This window comes from Lysinibacillus sp. NPDC056220, from assembly GCF_049315265.1.
Classification (GTDB): Bacteria; Bacillota; Bacilli; order Bacillales_A; family Planococcaceae; genus Lysinibacillus; species Lysinibacillus pinottii.
Genome location: NZ_JBMOXD010000001.1, coordinates 635,288 through 658,981 on the forward strand (window position 1 = coordinate 635,288; position 23,694 = coordinate 658,981).

The window sequence follows — 23,694 nt, forward strand, 5'->3', positions numbered from 1 at the left end:
CAATTGTGCTGAGGTTTGTTTTTTCTTTGTTCTCAATTTCTATCGTTCGTTTCATTTGCTAGCTCTTCATTTATCGTATTAATTAATATAGGTAGGTCTTTCATCGTTTCAATGGTATAGTGTGCACCAGTCATCTCAAAAATACGTTTTGTTTTTTCAATGGCTTGTTGTTGTTCTTCAGCAGTTAAAGCTAGGAACTCTTCTTCAGACAGTCCCATTTCCGAACTTCCAATAATAACACCAACAGCCCAAACACCTGCATTCAGCGCCTCTTTTATATCTGATGTTGTATCGCCGACCTTTACTACTTGCTTGGTTGATTTCGCTCCTAATGCCTCCATATTTCTGAAAATCATATACGGATAGGGTCGCCCTTTATCACTAACCTGTGTCGGAGTTACTAAAAAATCTGGTTGATAGCCCTTCGTAGCAGCCTGTTTTGTTACGACTTCCATCATGAAATCTGTGTAGCCTGTAGTAGAACCAAATCGAATACCCGCTTCTCTTAATTGCTGTACAGTCGCGGTTACATGCTGAATAGGATCTGTGTAGGTCGCCAAAGATTCCATTAGCTTTGACTCAAATTGATTGTATAGAAGATGTACATCTTCCTCCGTAAAATGCTGCCGATGAACTCGTTTCCATTCCTCATTAATCCTTGGCATTTCAAGCATCGTACGAATATGATCAATTTTCAGCATGCCCATAGGTTTACGAGCTTCCTCAAGGGTTACTGTTACACCAGCATCTTCAAAAATCGTTAAAAAGACATTTACAGGGGCAAAGCAACCAAAATCAACTGCTGTACCTGCCCAATCCAAAATAACTGTTTCAATTTTCATTATTTTTCACCACCATATAGTTTTCAATGACTTCACATAAGGCCTGCATATCTTCCTCATATATATCCCCAATATTTCCAATACGGAATGTATCTACATCTGTCAGCTTACCAGGATAGATGACAAAGCCTGCCTTTTTCATTTCCTGATAAAAATGTTCAAAAGAAAATTCTTTATGTGGGAACAAATACGTTGTAATAATCGGTGATTGTAGCTCTTCAGAAATATATGCCTCGAACCCTAGTACCGATAAACGAGAACGCAGTAATAGATTATTATCAGCATAACGTTGGTAACGTGCGTTAACTCCTCCTTCTTCCACTAACTCTTCTAACGCCTTAGCAAATGCCGCTACTACATGTGTTGGGGAAGTAAAACGCCACTTCCCATCCTTTTTCATTACTTCCCATTGACTATATAAATCTAAGGCTACACTGCGCGCTTGTCCTTTGCATTTTTCTAATATATTTGTTTTAGCAATGACGAACCCAAACCCAGGAACACCTTGAATACATTTATTGGCACTACTAATACAAAAATCAATATGCAAGTCGGATAAATCCATTGGCACACCACCAAAGCTACTCATAGCATCTACGATAAATGTTTTGTTGAAAGAATGAACAACTTCTCCTATTTCTTTAATTGGATTTAAAATACCAGTAGTTGTTTCACAGTGTACAACCGCCACATGTGTAATACTTGCATCTTTTTCTAGTAACGCTTGAACTTCTAACGATGATGGCTGTTTATCATAAGGGACACTATAAACAACTAGTGCCAATCTTAACACTTTAGCCATTTCTACAATTCTTTCACCATAAGCGCCATTCGTTATAATTAGCAATTTATCATCTTCACCCACAGCAGTTGTTAGCACCGACTCTACAACAAAACTGCCACTACCTTGCATTAGTACTGCTGTATAATGTGGCTCATCGACTTGCGCTAAATTTAAGAGTTGCTTCCGTATCACTTGTGTCACATTTTTATAGTCGTCATCCCACGTACAGCGATCCTTTAACATTTCCTGTTTGACTGTCTTAGTAGTTGTTAATGGTCCTGGTGTTAATAATTTATAGTTGCTCATCTTCTACAACCCCTTATTTTTGCGCTTCTTTAAAGAAAGCTTGGTGTTTTTCTAGTAAATCTACTGTTAAGGTAGTATCCCACTTTTTAAGGTGTGCCGGCACATGCTCTGCCTTTACCTGCTCTCCTTCATAAAGCGCTACAGGGTATTGCTCTAATAAACCATTTCGAACCTCTGTTGCAATTACCTTTGCCATTTCTTTAGCTAAAGTTTCATCTCCTTCTTTATCTACCACAGCCACTGATTCTGTTAGCGTAAAGTTCCCTTCCACTGGGTCTATATATTCTATTGGTAGTCCTTCTTTTTTGGCATCAATAGCTTGAATACGTAAACCAAATCCAGCTGCTACTTCTCCTGTCTTCACTTTTTTTATTGGTCCTGATCCAGAGCTTTCAATATGAGGTCCAGCATTTTTAATTAAATCCGCCAAAATCCTTTGTCCCTCTTGCTCACCATATTCTTTAATAATGGCTTGTACTAATAGCCAACCGGTTGAAGAGTCCATAATATTAGGGAATGAGAGTAAATCCTTAAAGGCAGGGGCCGTCAAATCTTTTATCGTTATTGGAACCGGCAAGTCCTTTTGCTGCAAAACACCTGTATTAATAAAAATAGATCCAACATTTCCTAAAATCGGCAATGCATATGTAACACCGCCATCAAGAGGTTTTAAATCCGAAGAAATATCTGTAAACATGGATTTCGAGATTTGGGCGCTTTCTATAAAATAAGAAGCCATCGTTACGATATCCGCTTCAATATCTGTTCCTTCAGCCATCATTTTTCCACCCAACTCTGAAGTACCGAATGATTGAATTACATATTTTCCTTTATAGCCTTTTTCGTCTAATGTAGATTCCATTACTTCAATTGCCTCATCATCTGCATTTGAATAAATAATTATTTCATCTTTCGAACCTGCTTCCCCCCCTCCACATGCAGTTAATATTATTGCTGCCGCACTAACTGTCCCTAACATCATGATTGTTGATTTTTTCATTTTGAGATCTCCTCCACTTTTTCTTGATGTGCTGTTATATAATCACAACCTAATTTCACAATGAGGTTTGTACATAAAATGAATATTGATAGTACGAAAATATCTGTATATTTTGCAAAATGCTGAAGCTCTTTTATTCTTGTCGAAACAAGCATAGTCTTTGTGCTGACAAGGAAAATAACGCCACTGACCGTGACCATTGCATTTAAAAAATAGTAGCTAAACATTTGATAAATGGTCGGTTTAATATTTGGCAAGATAATGCGTATGACTGTTTTTAACCAAGAATCCTTTAATAGCTCCGCTGTCACTTCCCAGGTTGGGTCCATCTTTTGCAATGAATTTTTAGCCATTAAATAAGGAGTTGTAAAAAAATGCACAATATTACATGCGATAATGATAAGAAATGTACCCTTTAATGAACTTCCATTAAAGAAAAACAAATACGATAGACCAAGCACCATTCCAGGAACTGTGTTAGTAATCATTGAGGCAATATCTAAGCTTTTCCTTCCTTTCAATGGCGTCCTTGCATTAAGAAGAGCCGACATAAATGTAATCATTACACCTAAAACAGCTGTTAAAGCCGCAACGATAAGTGAATTAACATACACCTTTATTAAATCTTTCTCCGCTAACACATTTTGCACATGTTCAAATGTAAAGCTGAAATCATAGGGATAACCCTTCGTAAATGGAACGATAAACATGGTTGAAAAAATGATAAATACGACTGCAACAGAGGCAATTGAATAGGCAGTAAACAATGTGTCACGAAGACGATGTTTAACAAGTTCACTTCTCCCCGCCTGTTTATAATGAAAATTAAAACGTTCTAAAATGGTTAACATGAGGACACCCAATATAGCTGGGGCAAGCATTAACACTGAAATAACTGCCCCACGCTCAAAATGCACAATCGAACCTAGCATAGCTTGATAAAGTTCAGTGGCAATTACCCTGTAATTACCACCTACTGATGCAGGGATTCCGAAATCTGTAAAGCTTAAAATAAATGTTAAAATAAACGCACCACCAATCGTCCCAAGCATCGGACGTAATACCGTATGATAAAAACGACGGAGCGGACGATCATGCATTAACATAGACACTAGCAAAAATCGTTTATCGATATATTGCATAGAGTTTTGCATTAGAATAAAAGCGACTGGCAATGTGTATAAGATGTAACCTATCACCAAACCGTTATATCCATAAATCGTGAAAAGTGGTTGTCCAGCTAATCTTGTTAGAATTCCTTGATTACCAAATGTATAAATCAACACGAAGCCATAGGTGATAGTCGGCAATAGCATAGGCAACGTAATTCCTATTTGTACTAGCTTTTTTGTATGGCGATGCATCGTTGTAAAATGAACAGCATAGGCCAATAAAAAAGCTAAAATGGTTGTAATGACAGATGCCACAAAAGAAACTTTAAAGCTATTGAAGAAAGCATCACGGATTTCTACATTTTTTAAAGCATCTATATAATGTTGAACGGAAATATCATTTCCTACTTTTAAAGAGTGCCAAAACATATAAATCAATGGCACTATTAAAAAAAATAGGAGAAATAATAGAATCGGCAGAAAGATTAATTTCATCATTTTATTCGTTTTAAGCATATGTTTCTCCAAACAATTGATAGATATTATTTCGCTTAATATGAAGCTGCTTTAAAATAAAATCCTCAATAAATGAATTTTTCGGTGCTGCTACGATTTCATGTGGAGTACCGAATTGAGCGACTGTTCCTTCATTAATGATCAAAACTTTATCCGATAAAGTTAGCGCTTCTTCTGGATCATGTGTCACAATAATTGTCGTCAAATTAAATTCACGAGCAATTGATTTAATACGCTCCTTGATAGATTCCTTAATGACCCCATCAAGTGCGCTTAACGGCTCATCTAACAAAAGTATGTTGGGTTGCATAACAAGCGTTCTAGCAATAGATACACGTTGCTTTTGACCACCTGATAATTCATGAATCTTTTTTTGCAAATGCGGAGTCAGTTCTAAAAAATCAATATATTCCTGTACATCTTCTTTGGACATTTGCTTATTTTTATTTTTCAATCCATATACAATATTGTCGTAGGCATTTAAATGAGGGAATAACGCAAAATCCTGAAAAACAATATTGAATCCTCTTTCTTGCATGGATTTCTTCGATATATCTTGCCCATTGTAGAGCAGCTGACCACCCGTTTGCTCTGCAAGCCCTAAGATGATATTAAGCAAAGTAGTTTTACCGCAGCCACTCGGCCCTAATAAAGATATGATTTCACCTGATTCGATGGTTACATTGATATCTACTAAGACTTGCTTATTTTTATAGCTTTTTGAGATATTTTTCAGTTCTAACAAATTGGTCACCTCTCTCAGTTCTTAGCTTTAGTATAGGGGCCATTTGTAAAGGAAAATGCGCCTTTGTGTAAATGTTGAGTAAATTCTGACCAATTGTTGACAAAGTTATGTATACTTTGAGTAAATATCTATTAGAGGTGATGAAATGTATATGATTGAAAGACAACAACAAATATTACAATTTGTAAGACAGCATAAGGTTGTGAAATTGGTAACACTCACGAAAGAATTTAATGTCTCAATGGAAACAATTCGTCGCGATATTCAACAGCTAGTGCAAGACAAGAAAATTGAGAAGTTTTATGGAGGTATTAAATATATTGAACCTGTAGAGGGACTAATTGATCAACGACTACATGAACAGTTAACAGAAAAAATTGCCATCGCCAAAGCAAGTGCTTCTCTTGTTCAAGATGGAGAATGTATTTTTATCGATAGTGGAACAACTACATATCAAATGACACCATTTTTATTGGACAAGGAAAAATTAACAGTCGTGACAAACTCATTACCTGTAGCTTTCGATCTAATCGGCTCTAATATTGAAGTTATACTGCTCGGTGGAAAAGTGCGTCACTCTGAAAAATCCGTTACATCGAATGAATTTCTCTTCCACTTCGAACATCTAAATATTAATAGGGCTTTTATTTGCGCTAGTGGGGTATCTCTTGAAAAGGGGATTTCCGACTTTAATCTAGAAGAAGCTATTACGAGAAAAAAAATTATTTCGATTTCTCAAACCGTCTATGTCGCTACTGATTCTTCAAAATTTAACAAGGATGTAGCTATTCAAGTATGTCCTCTTGAAGAAGTAGATGTCATTATTACAGACGACACACTGTCTAAAAAAACGATTCAACATTTTTCCGATAAAGGGGTTGAAATAAAACTAGTGAACATTTCTGAAGAACACCAGTAATTTAACCAAAAAAACAACTAGTTGCTACGATTGTCAACTAGTTGTTTCTTTATTATATGATAGCAAGCTTGCGCATTATTTTAGCGAGACCATCTGCATCTACATGATCGGCAATATGATGTGCAATAGCCTTCACTCGTTCATGACCATTTCCCATTGCAACACCGGTCCCAACCGCTTGAAGCATTTCTATATCATTAATACCATCTCCAAAAGCAATGGCATCCTTTAATGTGATGCCCATTTTATCCAATACTTTTTCAATCCCTACCGCCTTCGAACCGCCCTTTGGCAAAATATCACAAGAATACTGATGCCAACGGACAAATTGGACATTCGGAAACATTTCACAATATAAAGGTTCATCTTTTTCTTCCATAAATATAAGTGTTTGATATACATCATTCTGCATATAATAGGATGAATCTAATTCTGGATACGGGTATTTAAGTGTATCCAAGCTTTCTGCTACCATCATATGGTCACTGACAGACGCAATCATACGTTTGTCATCTAAAAACACTACCGGTTCATTGCGAGCTTCACCAAAAGCAATAATTTTAGCTAATTCATCTTTTTCAATTCCGTTCGTATAGACAACCTCACCCTTATAAACAACATACTGTCCATTGAAAGTAACATACGTATTAATATCAAGTTCTTCTAATAATGATTCAATCATAAAAGGTGCACGACCTGTAGCAATCGCCAATTCATAGCCATTGCAGCGTGCTTCCAAAAGAGCATTTTTTGCAGATTCAGGTAATTTTTTTTCGCTGTTATAGAGAGTGCCATCAACATCAAAAAACAAAATTTTATTCATTTTATAATCCCTTTCTATAAATAGTACCCATCAAGGTGAATGACTTTACACAGACAATAATTTTGATTATAATGATCCTAAGGAGTGATGTGCCATGCTGAAGAAACTAAAACGGAAATTGTTGAAGCAACTTCGCGGCGTACTCGGAAAAAAATCAATTGCCTAACATTTGCCCTTCATTATTTGAAGGGCTTTTCTTTATTTTAGAGGAACTGCGTGATAATATAAAGGAAATGCATTTATTTGGCTATACGCAACCACTGTCTCACTACTTCCTATTCATTTTATAACATAGTGCACAACCGAAGTATTGAGATACAAGGACTACAAACGTACATTTCTTCTTATAAGAAATTCGTTGTTTTCTTGTAGCACGTGTGTGGTAGTAGTCAAAGGTGCAATAAAATTGTACGCAATTAAAGGAGAGCAAACTATGATTTACAAAGTTTATTATCAAGAAAATGCAAATGAGATTCCAGTTCGCGAAAATACTAAAAGTCTATATCTTGAAGCTGCTTCAGAACGAGAAGTACGTCAAAAGTTAAAAGACCGTAACTACAATATCGAGTTCGTCCAGCTGCTTGAAGGTAACTATTTGGAGTACGAACAAGCAAGCCCGAACTTCGTCTTGGAGGAAATTTAACAAACATGAAGTTTGTTAAAAATGACCAAGCAGCTGTTTTCGCGCTCGGCGGACTGGGCGAAATCGGCAAAAATACTTATGGCGTTCAATTTCAAGATGAAATTATTTTAATTGACGCTGGCATTAAATTTCCAGAAGATGACTTACTCGGCATTGACTATGTTATTCCAGACTATACGTATTTAGTACGTAACGTCGATAAAATCAAAGGACTATTTATTACACATGGACATGAGGATCATATTGGCGGTATTCCTTATCTTTTACGTCAAGTGAATGTTCCAGTCTATGGTGGTAAGCTCGCACTTGGCTTATTACGTAATAAATTAGAAGAACATGGCTTGCTACGTACAACTAAACTCATCGAAATTAAAGAAGAAGATGTTATTAAATTTAGAAAAACATCTGTTAGCTTCTTTAGAACAACTCATAGTATCCCTGATGCTTATGGAATTGTTGTTAAAACACCACCTGGTAATATCGTTCATACAGGTGACTTTAAATTCGACTTTACACCTGTTGGCGAACCAGCCAACCTAACAAAGATGGCCGAAATAGGACGAGATGGCGTACTTTGCTTACTATCAGATAGTACAAACGCTGAAAAGCCTAATTTTACAATGTCAGAGCGTACAGTTGGCAAAAGTATCGATGAAATTTTCCGTAAAGTGGATAGCCGAATTATTTTTGCTACATTTGCGTCAAATATTCACCGTTTACAACAAGCAACAGACGCTGCTATCAAATACGGAAGAAAAATTGCTGTCTTTGGTCGCTCTATGGATAATGCGATTACAATTGGGCGCGAGCTTGGTTATATCAACGCTCCAAAAGATACATTTATTGATGCTCAAAGCATTAATCGACTTCCAGCAAATGAAGTAATGATTTTATGTACAGGCTCACAGGGTGAACCAATGGCTGCATTATCACGTATTGCCAATGGTACTCATCGTCAAATCCAAATACAACCTGGTGATACAGTTATTTTCTCTTCTTCACCGGTTCCTGGTAATACTGTGAGTGTTAATAAAATCATCAATTTATTGTTCCGTGCGGGTGCAGAAGTTATTCATGGTGCATTAAACAATATCCATACTTCTGGTCACGGCTCACAAGAAGAACAAAAATTGATGCTACGTTTAATGAAACCTAAGTTTTTTATGCCTATCCATGGCGAATACCGTATGTTAAAAATGCATACACACTTAGCAGAAGATTGCGATGTACCACTTGAAAATACATTTGTTATGGAAAATGGCGATGTGTTAGCACTAAGTGCCAATGAGGCACATGTGGCTGGTCGTATCCCTTCTGGTGATGTTTATATCGATGGTAATGGTATTGGAGATATCGGTAATATTGTGTTGCGCGATCGTCGCATTCTTTCTGAAGAAGGCCTAGTTATCGTAGTCGTAAGCGTAGATATGGAAAATCAAAAAATTGTTTCAGGTCCTGATATCATTTCCCGTGGCTTTGTCTACATGCGCGAGTCAGGTACGATGATCAATGAAGCTCAAAAAATGCTTAATCGTCATCTGAATGAAACCATTCAAAGCAAAACCCCTCCTCAATGGACAGAGCTTAAAAACGAAATTACAGACGTTTTAGGTCCTTACCTATTTGAAAAAACAAAACGTCGTCCAATGATTCTACCGATTATTATGGAGGTTTAGCCTCATGGAAAGAAGCTATGTAATATGTACATAGCTTCTTTCTTTTTGCTAATTGTAAATTTACTTAATTTTTTTCTTTTTTTGAAACCTCCCTTTTTATTTTTGCGTATATAGTAATAACAACATCCAAAAGGAGCGTTTTATGCTAAATAAACTTCTTCAATCCCTACTCAATGGTAAATCCAAACGTCATTATTCTTCATCAAGCAGTCGTCGCAGATATTCCAAACGCCATAATTATTATGGCCATAAGCATTATAAACGTAGTTCTCGTAAAAGCTCACGTAGTTTTTTCAGCTCTTTGAGTTTTTTCAGTAGCTAATGTGGTGGAAACGACTTTCAGAAAAAAACTTTGATTATGCTGTAGAGCTTTTCATAGCTGAGCATCCAGATTTCACGTTTAAAAAATTTCTTGGCTTTGGCTCATATGGTCGTGCGTACTTAATTGAAAATTGCTCATCAACAGGTCTGTTCGTCTTAAAATGCCTGCGTCCCAAGCATCGTCATCACCAAAAGACCATACATAAATTCAGGCAGGAAATTCAAATTCTACAGCAATTATCATTGCCGAATATACCTAAAATCCATTCGACTGGAACTATCCAAGATATGCCTTATTTTATGATGGACTATATAAACGGCCAAACCTTTGAACAGCTTATTTTTCAAGAAGGTGTTAAATTTACTGTCGCTCAGTCACTTGAAATAACCAAACAGCTTTTAGAACAAATTATCCTGCTACACAATCACGGAATTGTCCATCGAGATTTACGTATACCTAATATCTTATTGGTTGATCAACAATTACACATTATAGATTTTGGTCTCGCAACGACATTACAAAAGGCAGTGGAACTTTCTTCTATACAAAACCCGAAGCGAGCTGAAAATCATATTAGCGATCTATATTTCGTGGGCCATTTTCTATTGTTCTTACTTTATTCAGACTTTAAGCCACGTAAAAAGAAAGAGGACACGTGGCAACAAGAATTGAATTTACCGATAGAAGTGAAGGATTTTCTCGAACGATTATTATGGATTCAAGACCCTTTTAGTAGTGCATTAGAGGCTTACCGAGCTCTGCCACATTTAATAAATATTTCCATGCATTTGAAAGAAAAATAAAAAAATAGAATTGTTCACCGATCTAAAGTGAGCAATTCTATCCTATAATTTAAATATTTAAGTATTTTGCACATACATAAGCAATCCAATGATACGCAGGGCTAAGTCGTAGATTTTCTATTAGCCCCTTTACGATGGCTTTACTGTATGTTGGCTTTTCTATTTCGAGTTTTAGCAGTTCCAATGATTCTTTTTCAATAGAATCCTCAGTATTATCAATATTTTGTTCAATTAACTGCAGTAACATTTCCTTTGAAATATCCTGTTCGCAAGGCTTCGCTATAAAAGTAACAAGCTCCTTCGTAATAAAAGGTATCGTTGTATGTCGTGCAATAATATCTGTTTTTTCTGCTAAAGATTTCGCAAGTTGTTCTAAATCGAGAGGCATATCTGAAAAGATAAAAAGTTCCGCATAGCTCTTCATAAAACCTTTAATACAATACATGACATCGTATTTTGTTTCTTGTAGCTTATCCTGATAAAGTTGCTCCAGCATATAAATGATAGATTTAGACATCTCTGCTTCATACGCTGTTATTTTATGAAATAGCTCTTTTTTTGTTAGAAAGACCTTCTCATTAAAAAATACTCTAGCAGATGCAGAGTGATTTTTGAATGCCTGAAAGATACTTTTATAAAATTCAACCAAAATCGTTTCTTTGTTATACGTCCCTCTGACTACTCGGTCAACATCTGTAATAAATTGTTGTAAGTAGTAGTCAACCATAGAGATAACAAGCTCGTCTTTTGTTTTGAAGGATAAGTAAAACGCACCCTTAGAAATCCCACAACGTTCTGTTATTTGCTGTACTGATGTAGCTTCAAAACCCTGTTCAGAAAACAGCTCTAATGCTTTCTCCATAATTAATTGCTTTTTTAACATATTTTTAACTCTCTCCTAATGCATTTCGTTGACAAATGACCGATTAGTCATTAGTATAAATAATTGAATTTAGTTAGTCAATAAAGGGTAGGTGTGAAGGTGAAAGGTTTAGTTAATTTCGTATTGAAAAACAAATTGGCAGTGTGGTTATTAACAATTATCATCACTGTCTCTGGTATTTATTCCGGCACAAGAATGAAAATGGAATCTATACCTGATATCTCGATCCCATACTTAATTGTCATGGGCGTATATCCAGGTGCAACGCCTGAACAAGTCATGAATGAGCTTTCCATCCCATTCGAAAAATCCATAGAAAGCTTAGAAGATGTGAAGGCAGTTTACTCAACATCCTCTTCCAACGTAGCACAAGTGCAGGTTGAATACGACTATGGCATTGATATGGATGAAAAAAAGCGTCAGTTAGAAGCAGCTTTAGATAATCTAAAATTGCCTGAAGGTGCTCAAGAGCCAACTATTATGGCTATCAGTATGAACATGATGCCAGTAGTAGCTTTATCCGTTAGTAGTTCTGAGGAAGATATTGTCGATCTTACTTCTACAGTAGAAGATGTTTTACTTCCTAAGATTGAAAAAATTGATGGTGTTGCCTCTGCAACCATTACAGGTCAGCATATTGAACAAGTATCCTTTAAATATGATGAAGAAAAAATGGCTGCATTAGGGTTAACAGAGGAATCAGTCAAGCAAATGATTCAAGCAAGCGATATGTCACTATCACTTGGTTTATATCAATTTACTGTTGGAGAACAAGCAGTTTCTGTAGACGGTAAAGTAAAGTCCGTAGATGAACTAAAAGATTTATTAATTCCAGTCACACCTTCAGCAACAAATCCTTCACCATTCGTTCGTCTGGGTGATATTGCAAAGATTGAAGTAGAAGGTAAAGTACAATCTGTGTCCCGTACAAACGGTCAAGATGCTATTGCCATTCAAATCGTTAAGGGTCAAGATGCTAACACTGTAACTGTTGTCAATGCCGTTAAAGACCTTATGAAAGATGAAGAAAAACGTTTAGATGGCCTAAACGTAGATATCTCTCTTGACCAAGGTGCCCCAATTGAAGATTCTGTCTTTACCATGATTGAAAAGGCCGTATTTGGTGGTGCAATTGCTGTATTAATCATCTTGTTATTCTTACGTGATTTCAAATCAACCATTATTTCGATTGTTTCGATCCCAGTTTCAGTTTTCATGGCATTACTACTACTAAACTGGATGGATATTACATTAAACATTATGACCCTTGGGGCGATTACCGTTGCCATTGGACGTGTTATCGATGACTCGATTGTAGTTGTTGAAAACATTTATCGACGTATCCATTTAAAACAAGAAAAATTAACAGGTCGAGCTTTAATTCGTGAAGCAACCATTGAAATGTTTAAACCGATTCTTTCGTCAACATTAGTTACAGTGGCTGTATTTGCTCCACTTATTTTTGTAGGTGGTATGGTTGGCGAACTATTCATGCCATTCGCACTAACAATGACGTTTGCATTAGGTGCATCATTATTAGTAGCCATTACCATTGTACCTGCATTATCCCATTTCCTATTCCGTAAAAAACTATACGGTGAGAAAAAAGAAAGCCAGCATAAAGAAGTTGGTAGACTAGCAACATGGTACAAAGGTGTTTTAGAAAAAGCGTTAAATCATAAAATTATTACGTCTCTAATTGCGATTTTCTTACTTGTAGGTTCACTAGCGTTAACTCCTTTAATTGGGTTTAGCTTTATGGGATCACAGGAAGAAAAAGTTATGTACCTCACATATACTCCTTCAACTGGAGAGCTTGCAGATGAAACTGCAGCAAATGTTGAAAAAGTAGAAAAAGAATTAATGAAGCGCAAAGACGTTGATATTTTACAAGTTTCCATTACAGATGCGAACAATGTCGATCCATCAGCAATGATGATGGGCGGAGGCGCTGGGGGAGCTTTAATGTACCTAATCTTTGATCCAGATATGAAAGACTTCCCTAAAGCTCGTGAAGAAGTAGAAGACTATGTATTTAATATAGGTCAATCAGGAGAATGGAAATCTCAGAACTTCTCTTCAATGTCTATGTCTTCAAACGAAGTAAGCTACACACTATATAGTGATGATTTAGATAAGCTACGAGATGCTGTAAATCAAGTAGAAGGTGCTTTAAAAGATGTGGATGGCCTAGAAGATATTAAATCAGATAACGAAGATCCATATGTTGAAAATGTACTTAAAGTAGAACAGAAGAATGTCCTTCAATATGGTTTAACAACTGCTCAAATCGTGATGGCTTTAAATGCAAATACATCACAAGAAGTTTTAACAACCGTGAAAAATGATGGAAAAGATATTGATGTCATTGTTCAACGTGATGCCAAAGCAGCTGCGACTTCACTTGAGGATGTTTTAGCAACTGAAGTTAAAACAGCATTAGGCACAACGATGACTATTGGTGAGCTAGTAGATGTTGAAGAAGGCACGACTCTTAACTCACTATCTCGTTCAAAAGGTGAATACTTCGCAACAGTATCTGGTACGATTATCGGCGATGATATTTCAAAAGCAACTTCTGCTGCCGATAAGAAAATTGACAAATTAGATTTACCAAAGGGTGTAACAACAGGTGTTGCTGGAGTTGCTGCAGATATGCAAGAAACATTCACGAAGCTGGGTGTTGCTATGCTAGCGGCAATAGCGATTGTATACTTCATTTTAGTTGTTACGTTCGGTGAAGGTTTAGCTCCATTCGCTATTCTCTTCTCGCTTCCATTCGCCGTAATCGGTGCATTTGTTGGTTTATTCGTAACAGGTCAAACGATTTCTGTTTCTGTTATGATGGGTCTACTGATGTTAATCGGTATCGTTGTGACGAACGCCATCGTATTAGTTGACCGTATTATTCATATGGAACATGCTGGTTTAGTCATGCGTGAAGCCATTCTAGAAGCTGGTGCTACACGTTTACGCCCAATATTGATGACAGCTATTGCAACAATCGGTGCGATGGTTCCTATGGCACTTGGTTCTGGTGGTAGTGGATTAATATCAAAAGACTTAGCCATTACTGTAATTGGTGGTTTATTATCATCCACTCTATTAACATTAGTGGTTGTACCAATTGTGTATGAAATGCTTTCAAAAATGTTAAAGAAAAATCGTAAAGATATCGAAGAAAATTAATAAAAAACAGCTACTCATGCGGTTCAATCGCTTGAGTAGCTGTTTTATTATTTATTGAACCTCTTTCACTACAAAAGCTTCCTTGCTTTCTACACCTGTAGCAGAAACGGCCGTAATGCCGTATGTATAGTTTTGCTTAGCAAGAGCTGACTTGTCCACAAATTGAGTGATGCCATCCTTATTATATACAACATCCACTATATTTTGAGGGTCATGGTAGGAACCTTCTTTGTTCCCTTTAAAACGATATATAACATACTTACGTGGCTGTGTTTCATTATCGTCAATAATTTCAATCTTACGACCTGCCGTTTCCTTTGTCACTTCTACATAAGTCGGTTTGTTCGGCACTGCGTCATCATTCCAAATTGTTTCTGGTGTCATTGCTGTATAATTATATAGCTGTTGACTAACAATTGTTGCATAGCCTAATTTATTGCTTTGAAAACTTCTTAACGAGAAATGCATTTGCCCATCGGCTGCTACTTTTTCTGAACGATTTTCTAGTATTTGACTGGGCAATTCCATTTTATTTTTCCATGCAGCATCACTGTCATTGCCAACTTTATAATCAGCCAATCCAATATATAGATGAACAGGATGCGTTTTTGCATATGTTTGTACTTCATGGCTCCACCAATCTAACAATGTCCCATATTTGGCAACAGATAATGTTCTTGACCAGTAAATTTGCGGGGTAATATAATCAATCGTGCCATTTTGAATCCATGTTCTGACGTCTGCATATAAATCATCGTAATTATTGACACCAGCTCGTGTATCACTTCCTGTTTTATCCAATGATTTATTACGCCATACACCAAATGGTGAAATACCAAATTGTACATATGGCTTTGTCTCTTTAATAGCTGTATAAAGATTTTCAACAAGCCTGTTCACATTATTTCTTCGCCAATCCTCTACCTTGTTAAAGGAAGCACCATATTTTTTGTAAGCTGCTTGATCTGGGAAAACCTCATTTGCAATTTTATATGGATAAAAATAATCATCCATATGAACGGCATCAACATCATAATTGGCTACTAGCTCTCTTACTATTTCAACTAAATAGTCTTGCACCTCAGGTAAACCAGGATTTAAATAATATTGTTTGCCATATTTAACAACCCAGTTTGGATGTGTTATAGCTACATTATCGGGAGCAAGGTCAGTTAGCTTTTGTCCAGACATTGTTACACGATAAGGATTCATCCAAGCATGCAGTTCCATCCCTCGTTTATGTGACTCCTCTACTAGTATCGTAAGAGGATCGTAACCGGGGTTTGTACCTTGTTTTTTCCCTGTTATGTAGGACGACCATGGGGCTAACTCAGATGCATACATTGCATCATTTGTTGGTCTTACTTGATAAATAACAGTATTGAATTTATTGGCTTTTAATTGATCCAATGTTTGGCGTGCCCAAGCCGTGTACTGCTCCTTATTCATACCTGCTTTCATATCAAGATTGAGAACCGTTGAAATCCAGACACCCCGCATTTCTCGTTTCGGCTGTGTCGTGCTTGCCTTCACTGTATTAGCAGGGATTGCTGATAGGCATAACATCAAAATCATAGCGACTAAAGCAATAAGTTTCCATTTACTATTTTTCTTTCTCATATTTCCTCCATTTGCTATTTTTCTATTTTAGTATATGATAAGTTCACGCTATATGCACGTTCCTGAAGCAACTTCACTAACTGGATCAAATAATAATCATGGAATTTGAATTACTACGTATGACTAAAACAAAATCATTTGTTTCTATAACCCTATTTAAAAAGCGCTTTAGTTAATGCCAAAATATGTATCATTATAATCCCTCCAAAAAACACAGATGACCTACACTTCATTATTATTCCGTTACAATTTCCTTATTTTATAATTTAACCTAATTTTTGTTTGATTCATTCTTTACGCAGTCATAAACTGTATGCTACAATCAACACAACTTATATAGAACGGAGGGTATTCCAAATGACAGCTTCAATTAGACTACGATTTCACATTACTAATTAAATATGTGTACACTTTGCCTGCTGTGCAAGGAAATGGAATTAGGTCTAGTCTGTTTTAGGAATACTGGAAAAGAGGGGACTTCTACTCCCCTCTTTTTTGTTGTCTTTTTACTTTCCACACAGGCATTACTGTTAGAAAGGGATGACGAAATTGGAACATTGGAAACGTAATACAATACTTTTTTTAAGTAGTCAGACGATTTCACTTTTTGGCTCTGCTCTTGTGCAATATGCCATTACATGGTATATCACGCTTACAACGCAATCAGGCAGCATGATGACCATTGCGATTATTTGTGGCTTTTTACCAACCTTCTTCCTAGCGCCTATTGCTGGTGTCTGGGCAGATCGTTATAACCGAAAATGGCTTATTATCTTGGCGGATGGCATGATCGCCTTATCTACGCTCTTTTTAGCCATTTTATTTTTAACCGGCTATGATGAACTCTGGCTATTGTTTGTCATATCGGCGGTACGTGCAGTTGGTGCAGGTATTCAAACACCAGCTGTGGGCGCTATTTTACCGCAATTTGTACCTGAAGAGCATTTAATGAAAGTTAATGGAGCGAATAGTAGTATTCAAGCTTTTATCATGATTCTTGCACCTATGGCAAGTGGAGCATTATTAACGATGGCTTCAATCGAGTCTATTTTCTTTATTGATGTGACAACAGCTGCTATTGCTATTGCTATTTTCTTATTATTTCTGCATATTCCTGCACATGCGAAAGCTAATCAGCCACAAACAACAAGTTATTTTAGTGATATGAAACAAGGCTTTATCTACATTAAAGAGCATGCTTTCTTGAAACATTTATTCTTGTTCTTTGCCTTTTTCATGTTGCTCGCTGCCCCTGCTGCCTTTTTAACACCTTTGCAAGTTACTCGTAGCTTTGGTAATGATGTCTGGCGCTTGACTGCTATCGAGATGGCCTTTGCCATTGGGATGTTAATTGGTGGTATCGCAATCGCAACATGGGGTGGCTTTAAAAATAAAGTGCATACGATGACATTATCTGCTTTATTATTTGGTCTTTGTACAATGGCTCTAGGAGTCATTCCTGTTTTTTGGCTGTATCTCATAATCATGACAGTTACTGGAATAGCTATGCCAATCTTTAATACACCCGCAACGGTATTATTACAAGAAAAAGTGAATAGTGATTATATGGGAAGAGTATTTGGCATTCTTAGTATGATATCTACCTCTATGATGCCTTTAGGTATGCTTATTTTCGGTCCGATTGCAGACATTATTGTTATCGAGTGGCTACTTATTGGTACAGGAATCCTCTTATTTATCCAAGGATTTTTCCTACTGGGCAGTAAAGTCTTATTACAGGCTGGAAGACCTACTGCTGAGCATAAAGATGTTTAAACATCCTTCTAGTTAATCAACTGACGTTTGCAAACCTGCTGCAAAGCACCTTCCTCGATGTTAAGAAAGTCCTGTCACCATGCAGGGCTTTTTTAATTATCATCATTTTTCTTCTAACAAAACTTATTGAAAAGGCTTTTGCCTGCTGAAAGTGAATAAACGACTAACAGATGAAAATAACAAAACAGCCAACACACAGCTGACTGTTTTGTTTCTGAAATTTTAAAGGGGCACTATTTTCTCTTGCTACCGATTAACAATGTGATTTGTGCCATCGTGAATGGTAATGATGATTTCTTCCGATACGCTACATATTTGGGTACCCAAAAATCTGCATATTTTAACTTGAAGTTTTTTAATCCTTTAAAATGATAAAAATGCTGTCCATGTAGAAAGATTTGCGCAGCTATTTTTTCACTTAAAAAGGAATATCTAGATTGTCCGACGTTGGATAAAGGAGACATCCCCATATTAAAGACACGATAACCTTCCGATTTTGCCCATTCAAATAGTGATAGGAAAATGAAATCCATTGTTCCAGATGGTGAGCCAGGCTTAAAGCGCATAAGATCAACAGAAACCCTTTCCCCTTGATCATACATGGGCATAATACTAGCAAAGCCAAACGTTCCTTGAGCACCACGTAAAACAGCAATATTTGAAGTACTTAAATAATGTTCATCAAAAAAACCAAGTGAAAAACCCTTCTCTGCCCTTCCCTGCAACCATTTTGCTGATACCTCTTTCAATTCCTTCATGACTTCCTGAGAATAAGGTGGACTCATTATTTCCACTATATAATTTTCACGTTCAAACTTATTTCTGATTGCTCGGCTACCCTTCATTTCTTTTCCTGTAAATGTAAATTTATCTAAATCTACAAAGGCTTCCTCACCAAGCTTAAAGAAACTATATCCATACTCGTGTAAGGCGGAGAAAATTTTATTGTTAATTTCGTAAAATACAGGTGTATAGCCATAACGATCAGCCATTTCCAAAAATTCCTGGATAGCAGATAAAAAATCAGATTCATTACCAACCGGATCTCCAAGAACGATAATCTTATCTGCATAAATTTGATAAGAGAATAAAACTGTTCCTTTTTCATTCCAATGTACAAATTTATCATGTAAAAAAATTAAATGTGAATACTCCGTCCCTTGATAGGACATCAAATGATTTTTAATAGCTTCCTCTTGTTCATGAGATAAAAGTTTGACCATTTTCTTAGGTGTACATATAAAATAGCCTATATAAAAAATAACAATGGCGATCAGAATACCGATAATCGCACTATTAAAGAGGTCCTGATAATCAGTTATCATATAGTCTTGTAGGGCACTAGGAAAATGAATTTTGGCAGAGGGCAAATTAACGTAGCCAATTACCACATACATCGCTGTAATAACAGTTACTACAGCAAAATCAATAATGACAATTCCCCATGTCAAAACATAACTTTCTCGATAAAACTGCTTTTTTGACACCATTAATAACACTGCGACAATGACTAAAAAAATGGCTTCCTCATAATCAAAACCTTTAAAAATTGAAAATAGCGCCGAACTACTTAGCACAACAATAGCGAGCTGGTAGGCCCTTTTTACCTTGTATTTGATTCCCCTACATAACCCTAACAGTATAAAGCCCGCTGCCACAGTCAATTGATGGGATACATTCATAATGGGCGAGGATAAAAACTCCTGAGCAATTTTTAGACGACTTAGTATCCCTGGCAAAGCTGCAGATAGCAATAAAATAATGCCAGATATAAACACCAATATGGTTAATAGCGTATGGCTTAGTTTCTGAAAAATAATATTAGGTAAGTCATCCCAAGATTGATTCCACCGCATCCAATATTCTTTAATAAATAAGAGTACAGAAACTAAAAATGGTAGAACAAAATAGCCCACTCGATACAATATTAATAGAAACAACACCTTTTCATCAGCAATTCCAATACTTTGTGTTCCCCATAAAAAAACGAGATCAAAGGAGCCAACACCGCCAGGTATCATACTGACTATTCCTGCGCTAGAAGCAATTAAAAAAATGGGAATTAATGTAGATAATTCTATTGGAATCTTCAAAATAAACGTTAAAGCCCAGATCACAAAAAATACGGCAAGCCACTCAGCTACTGAAGTGATCATCAATTGAACTGATATTTTTGGTGTTAAAGAACTTTCCTTTTTATAGCGAATTATATACATCGCCAAAAAAGCTGGTACATATAGGCTGACAAGAACTACGGCAATCGATAACCATCGTTCTTCTTTAAGCAACGGGAAATCCCAAAAGAATATATACATAATCCACGTTAACAAGGAAATTCCGGTTAAATAAAACAGTGTGACCGAAGCAATACTTCGCATCATGCCTTCTTGATCTTCTTTATATTTGGTATAAAAATAATCGCGTAAAAATATACCAACTAATCCCCCAAAGCCAATGAGGTTTGAAAAGGTATTAACAATAAATGAATGATTGAGCAGATTACGTTTATTAATCTTGATACGTAAGATGTTTGCTAAAATAACATCGTAAAAAATCATTGGGGTAATCGCTAAAAAGGTGATTAGAAAGATCAATAAAAGCTCCCATAGCTGAAGCTCATTCACTTCTTTTTGTAGTAAATGAACATCTATCCCACTCACTGTTTGTTGAATTTCATAAATAGCTATCCCCAAAAGTATTATTGGGAAAATAATTTTTAATAATTTCAACAGTGCCTCTTTTCGAACGGTAAACATATGCCAAACCTACTTCCCATAATCTAACTAAACTTTCTATTACCTATTTAAGGTAACAGACTATTTCCATATTGTAACGTATTCTTTGCTATATGTATTGTCAAAGTAAGGTACTACTATTCATTAATAAATAAACTATATAGAACAATTTTATACTCCTAACTAACCAACATCAAAAGGGCCATTTTCATCCCTCTATAATTAGAGACATAAAAATGACCATTATTGGCTCTAATTTTTTAGAGTCGCATACAGTAAAGTGAATGACCATACAACCGATAAATCTAACATAACTAATGATTAGATATAGTAACGATGAATAGGACGTCCTACACTTCCATATTGTATATCTACTTTTAATAGACTTTGCTTTTCTAAGAAATCAAGATAACGTCTAGCTGTAACACGTGCTGTACCTATATAAGTAGAAACCTCCTCGGCAGATACTGCCCCACCACTTGTTTGAATATAGGCAAACACTTTATCTAACGTAGCTCGATTAAACCCCTTTGGTAGCTCCTCTATAGTAATTGCCTCCGTTCCTGCTGTTGTAATAACAACTTGCTCAGGGAGACGTTGCTGCATTAAATGATCCACATCATGCTGGGTTAAATCCTGCATACCGCTTATTTTTTTTCTGTAGCTTCGATAATTTTTTAATGTTTGCTCAATCCGCTCAAATGTAAAAGGCTTCATAATATAATCATATACACCTAAGTGTAAAATACGCTGCACAGTGGGCATATCATTCGCAGCAGTTACAGCGATAACATCGACCGGAAGATGCTCCTCTCGAATTTTCCCTAACGTAATAATGCCATCTTGCTCTGGCATAAAAATGTCTATAAAGACAAGCTCTGGGGTTAATTGTTTAATTTTTTGAATTCCCTCAATACCATTACTAGCATAGCCGACTAAAGAAAAACCTTTGATTTGCTCAATAAATTGCCTGTTCACTTCTCGTACCATTGGATCATCTTCAATTAATAAGACATTTATTACATCCATCTATACTTCTCCTAACTCAAATAAAATTAAGAAACTTGTTCCTTTCATAAATTCACTCACTACTTCTATATCTCCGTTGCCTTTTCTTATAATTTCATAGACTAGATGCAAGCCAATGCCCCGATTTTCAGCAGCCTTTGAAGAAAATCCATTTTCAAACATACGATCCTGTACCTCTTTGGACATGCCAATCCCATTATCAGAAACTGCTATCGCTAAGACTCCATCATGCTCGTCTACAGAGATGGCTACATATTTATCTTCTTTAGAAAGGACATTCAAAGCCTCAAAAGCATTTTCAATTAAATTGCCGAGTAACACAACAAAATCATGATGATCTAATAGAGGAGGAAAGCGTTTAAAATGACTTTTCTGATCAATCTCAACCTCGATACCCAGTTCTTTTCCATAACTTACTTTACTTAATAACAAACCTGAAATATTTTCATTATGAAAGCGTTCGTTTAAGAACTTCGTCAATGATGCTTCATTTTCAGTGGTGACTGTAACATATTCAAGTGCTTGCTTTGTGTGTCCCAGTTGTAATAGTCCTGCAATCGTATGAATTTTATTTTTATGCTCATGGGTTTGCACACGTAATGCTTGAACAAAGGCCTTTACACCTGTCACTTCCTCTGCAAGCTTCTTCACAGCTGTTAAATCTTTAAACATAGCAACTGCCCCAACTAGCTCGCCATTCACAATAATGGGGACACGATTACTTAAGATACTATGATGATTAATGTAAAGCTCTTGATCATAAACAGGAGTTGCTGTTTCAACAATTTCAGGCAGGCGAGTATCCGGCAAAACATCATAAATCTTTTGTCCAATACAGTCCTCTATTTTCCGAGTAACACCTAAAATATCAGCTGCTTTCTCATTAAAAATCGTTATATTCATCTCCTTATCAACGGCTATTATTCCCTCATGCATAGCATTAAAGGTTTCTGTTCTTTCCACATACATTTTGGCAATTTCATGAGGTTCTAGCCCAAACATTTGTTTTTTTATATGCCGTCCAAGTGTATATGCACCAAAAATACTGAAAATCAGTGAGATAACAATAGTTATCATAATTTCTCGCTCATAGCTTTGTAGCATTTCTAGCAGTGTTGGTAATGAATAGCCAACTACTACAATGCCCACTTGCTCCCTTTTGTCATTAATAATGGGGACAAAAGCCCGTATCATGACACCTGATTCTCCACGTGCCTTCGAAACATAATAATGCTCACTAAATGCCGCATTTAAATCCTGCGACTCACTGCGCTGTCCTAATTCCTTACTTACTGGATGAGATAGTTTAATACGATCCATATTCATCACAACAATATACTCTGCCTTATTAATCACTCTAATGCCATCTACAATTTTATTAATATTTTTGGCGGATTCTTTTATATTGTCATTGTTCAAATGCACACTTAACTCTGGTACATTCGATACAGTTCGTGCTACAAGCATTGCTCGCTGACCGTAATCTTTTTCCTGTTCAGATAATAAGTTACCGAGTACAAAAATACCACCTAGTAAAAAGGAGAGTGCAATGATTAAAAATGTCATTAACAGTATTTTGCCGTTTACAGGCATTTTCATCATTCAATAAATCCTTCCTTTCAAATTCGCATTCTCATTAGTAGTGGCACACATATTTACGATATGGTTTTAAGATTATCTGCAAAAAATTCTTTTGACAACACCTTTAGTCTATATAAATAGCAGAAAATATTGAATTTAATGAACAATATTATAATTCGACCATTTACAATGAACTCTTTTTTTATTTTATGTTTTTGTATTATAACAATAATAGATTAACTTTAGCGTACCATAACAGAGATAGTTATTGATATTACTATATTTATATGTGAATGTAAGAAAATGTACTTAATGAACGTTATGTTTCTTATTTTCTAAATCTCTTTTTTTAAGAAGTATTCGCTATGATGATTCTAGTGAAAGCGATAT

At 36.1% G+C, this 23,694-nt stretch carries 17 protein-coding genes; 6 read left to right on the forward strand and 11 right to left on the reverse strand.

Translation table 11 applies throughout. The annotated features are described in order from the left end of the window. Positions 1–32 precede the first annotated feature (32 nt). Genes phnX through ACOZBY_RS03135 form a run of 5 tightly spaced genes read right to left on the reverse strand, consistent with a single transcriptional unit; the run spans position 33 to position 5,305 of the window. Positions 33–842, reverse strand: a complete 810-nt coding sequence (gene phnX, locus ACOZBY_RS03115; RefSeq protein ID WP_012293091.1) for a phosphonoacetaldehyde hydrolase — start codon at positions 840–842, stop codon at positions 33–35. Further along, positions 832–1,932 carry a 2-aminoethylphosphonate--pyruvate transaminase gene (phnW, locus tag ACOZBY_RS03120; RefSeq protein WP_031418866.1) on the reverse strand — a complete coding sequence of 367 codons (1,101 nt, stop codon included), beginning with the start codon at positions 1,930–1,932 and terminating at the stop codon, positions 832–834. The genes phnX and phnW overlap by 11 nt, the downstream gene beginning before the upstream one ends. Positions 1,933–1,945: 13 nt before the next feature. Continuing rightward, entirely contained in the window at positions 1,946–2,932 is a 987-nt protein-coding gene (locus ACOZBY_RS03125; RefSeq protein WP_422761469.1) for an extracellular solute-binding protein, read from the reverse strand. After that, the gene (locus tag ACOZBY_RS03130; RefSeq protein ID WP_325881150.1) at positions 2,929–4,560 is read right to left on the reverse strand and encodes an ABC transporter permease subunit; all 1,632 of its coding nucleotides are present in this window, start codon (positions 4,558–4,560) and stop codon (positions 2,929–2,931) included. The genes ACOZBY_RS03125 and ACOZBY_RS03130 overlap by 4 nt, the downstream gene beginning before the upstream one ends. Beyond that, a complete protein-coding gene (locus ACOZBY_RS03135) occupies positions 4,553–5,305 on the reverse strand; it encodes an ABC transporter ATP-binding protein (RefSeq protein ID WP_036167325.1) in 753 nt (250 codons plus the stop codon). Before ACOZBY_RS03135 ends, ACOZBY_RS03130 begins: the two co-directional genes overlap by 8 nt. A 151-nt stretch (positions 5,306–5,456) precedes the next feature. Between ACOZBY_RS03135 and ACOZBY_RS03140 the strand changes: the two genes are divergently transcribed. Further along, entirely contained in the window at positions 5,457–6,224 is a 768-nt protein-coding gene (locus tag ACOZBY_RS03140) for a DeoR/GlpR family DNA-binding transcription regulator (protein WP_012293086.1), read from the forward strand. A gap of 52 nt (positions 6,225–6,276) precedes the next feature. On the opposite strand, the gene ACOZBY_RS03145 is transcribed toward ACOZBY_RS03140, so the two are convergent. After that, the gene (locus tag ACOZBY_RS03145) at positions 6,277–7,047 is read right to left on the reverse strand and encodes a Cof-type HAD-IIB family hydrolase (protein ID WP_422761470.1); all 771 of its coding nucleotides are present in this window, start codon (positions 7,045–7,047) and stop codon (positions 6,277–6,279) included. A gap of 433 nt (positions 7,048–7,480) precedes the next feature. Here ACOZBY_RS03145 and ACOZBY_RS03150 point away from each other — a divergent pair, with 433 nt between their 5' ends. The 3 genes from ACOZBY_RS03150 to ACOZBY_RS03160 all read left to right on the forward strand — a co-directional run bounded on the left by ACOZBY_RS03150 (position 7,481) and on the right by ACOZBY_RS03160 (position 10,491). Continuing rightward, positions 7,481–7,690 carry a DNA-dependent RNA polymerase subunit epsilon gene (locus ACOZBY_RS03150; protein WP_012293082.1) on the forward strand — a complete coding sequence of 70 codons (210 nt, stop codon included), beginning with the start codon at positions 7,481–7,483 and terminating at the stop codon, positions 7,688–7,690. Between the two features lie 5 nt (positions 7,691–7,695). Further along, entirely contained in the window at positions 7,696–9,366 is a 1,671-nt protein-coding gene (rnjA, locus tag ACOZBY_RS03155; protein WP_012293081.1) for a ribonuclease J1, read from the forward strand. A 321-nt stretch (positions 9,367–9,687) separates the two neighbouring features. Next, on the forward strand, positions 9,688–10,491 hold the full coding sequence (locus tag ACOZBY_RS03160) for a serine/threonine protein kinase (RefSeq protein WP_422761473.1): 804 nt from the start codon (positions 9,688–9,690) through the stop codon (positions 10,489–10,491). 49 nt (positions 10,492–10,540) lie between these two features. On the opposite strand, the gene ACOZBY_RS03165 is transcribed toward ACOZBY_RS03160, so the two are convergent. Further along, entirely contained in the window at positions 10,541–11,374 is an 834-nt protein-coding gene (locus tag ACOZBY_RS03165) for a TetR/AcrR family transcriptional regulator (protein WP_012293079.1), read from the reverse strand. Between the two features lie 99 nt (positions 11,375–11,473). Between ACOZBY_RS03165 and ACOZBY_RS03170 the strand changes: the two genes are divergently transcribed. Then, positions 11,474–14,563, forward strand: coding sequence for an efflux RND transporter permease subunit (locus ACOZBY_RS03170; RefSeq protein ID WP_197223828.1), 3,090 nt, complete (start codon positions 11,474–11,476; stop codon positions 14,561–14,563). A 51-nt stretch (positions 14,564–14,614) separates the two neighbouring features. Here the strand turns inward: ACOZBY_RS03170 and ACOZBY_RS03175 are convergent, their stop codons facing one another. Further along, positions 14,615–16,183, reverse strand: a complete 1,569-nt coding sequence (locus ACOZBY_RS03175) for a glycoside hydrolase family 10 protein (protein WP_036167317.1) — start codon at positions 16,181–16,183, stop codon at positions 14,615–14,617. Between the two features lie 540 nt (positions 16,184–16,723). On the opposite strand from ACOZBY_RS03175, the gene ACOZBY_RS03180 reads away from it, so the two are divergent. Continuing rightward, entirely contained in the window at positions 16,724–17,959 is a 1,236-nt protein-coding gene (locus ACOZBY_RS03180) for an MFS transporter (RefSeq protein WP_422761476.1), read from the forward strand. A gap of 233 nt (positions 17,960–18,192) precedes the next feature. On the opposite strand, the gene mprF is transcribed toward ACOZBY_RS03180, so the two are convergent. The 3 genes from mprF to ACOZBY_RS03195 all read right to left on the reverse strand — a co-directional run bounded on the left by mprF (position 18,193) and on the right by ACOZBY_RS03195 (position 23,325). Further along, positions 18,193–20,715, reverse strand: a complete 2,523-nt coding sequence (gene mprF / locus ACOZBY_RS03185; RefSeq protein WP_031418851.1) for a bifunctional lysylphosphatidylglycerol flippase/synthetase MprF — start codon at positions 20,713–20,715, stop codon at positions 18,193–18,195. A gap of 300 nt (positions 20,716–21,015) precedes the next feature. Further along, positions 21,016–21,723 carry a response regulator gene (locus tag ACOZBY_RS03190; RefSeq protein WP_031418850.1) on the reverse strand — a complete coding sequence of 236 codons (708 nt, stop codon included), beginning with the start codon at positions 21,721–21,723 and terminating at the stop codon, positions 21,016–21,018. Further along, positions 21,724–23,325: an ATP-binding protein gene (locus ACOZBY_RS03195; RefSeq protein WP_036160903.1), complete on the reverse strand. Its 1,602-nt coding sequence runs from the start codon at positions 23,323–23,325 to the stop codon at positions 21,724–21,726. Between the last annotated feature and the right edge of the window lie 369 nt (positions 23,326–23,694).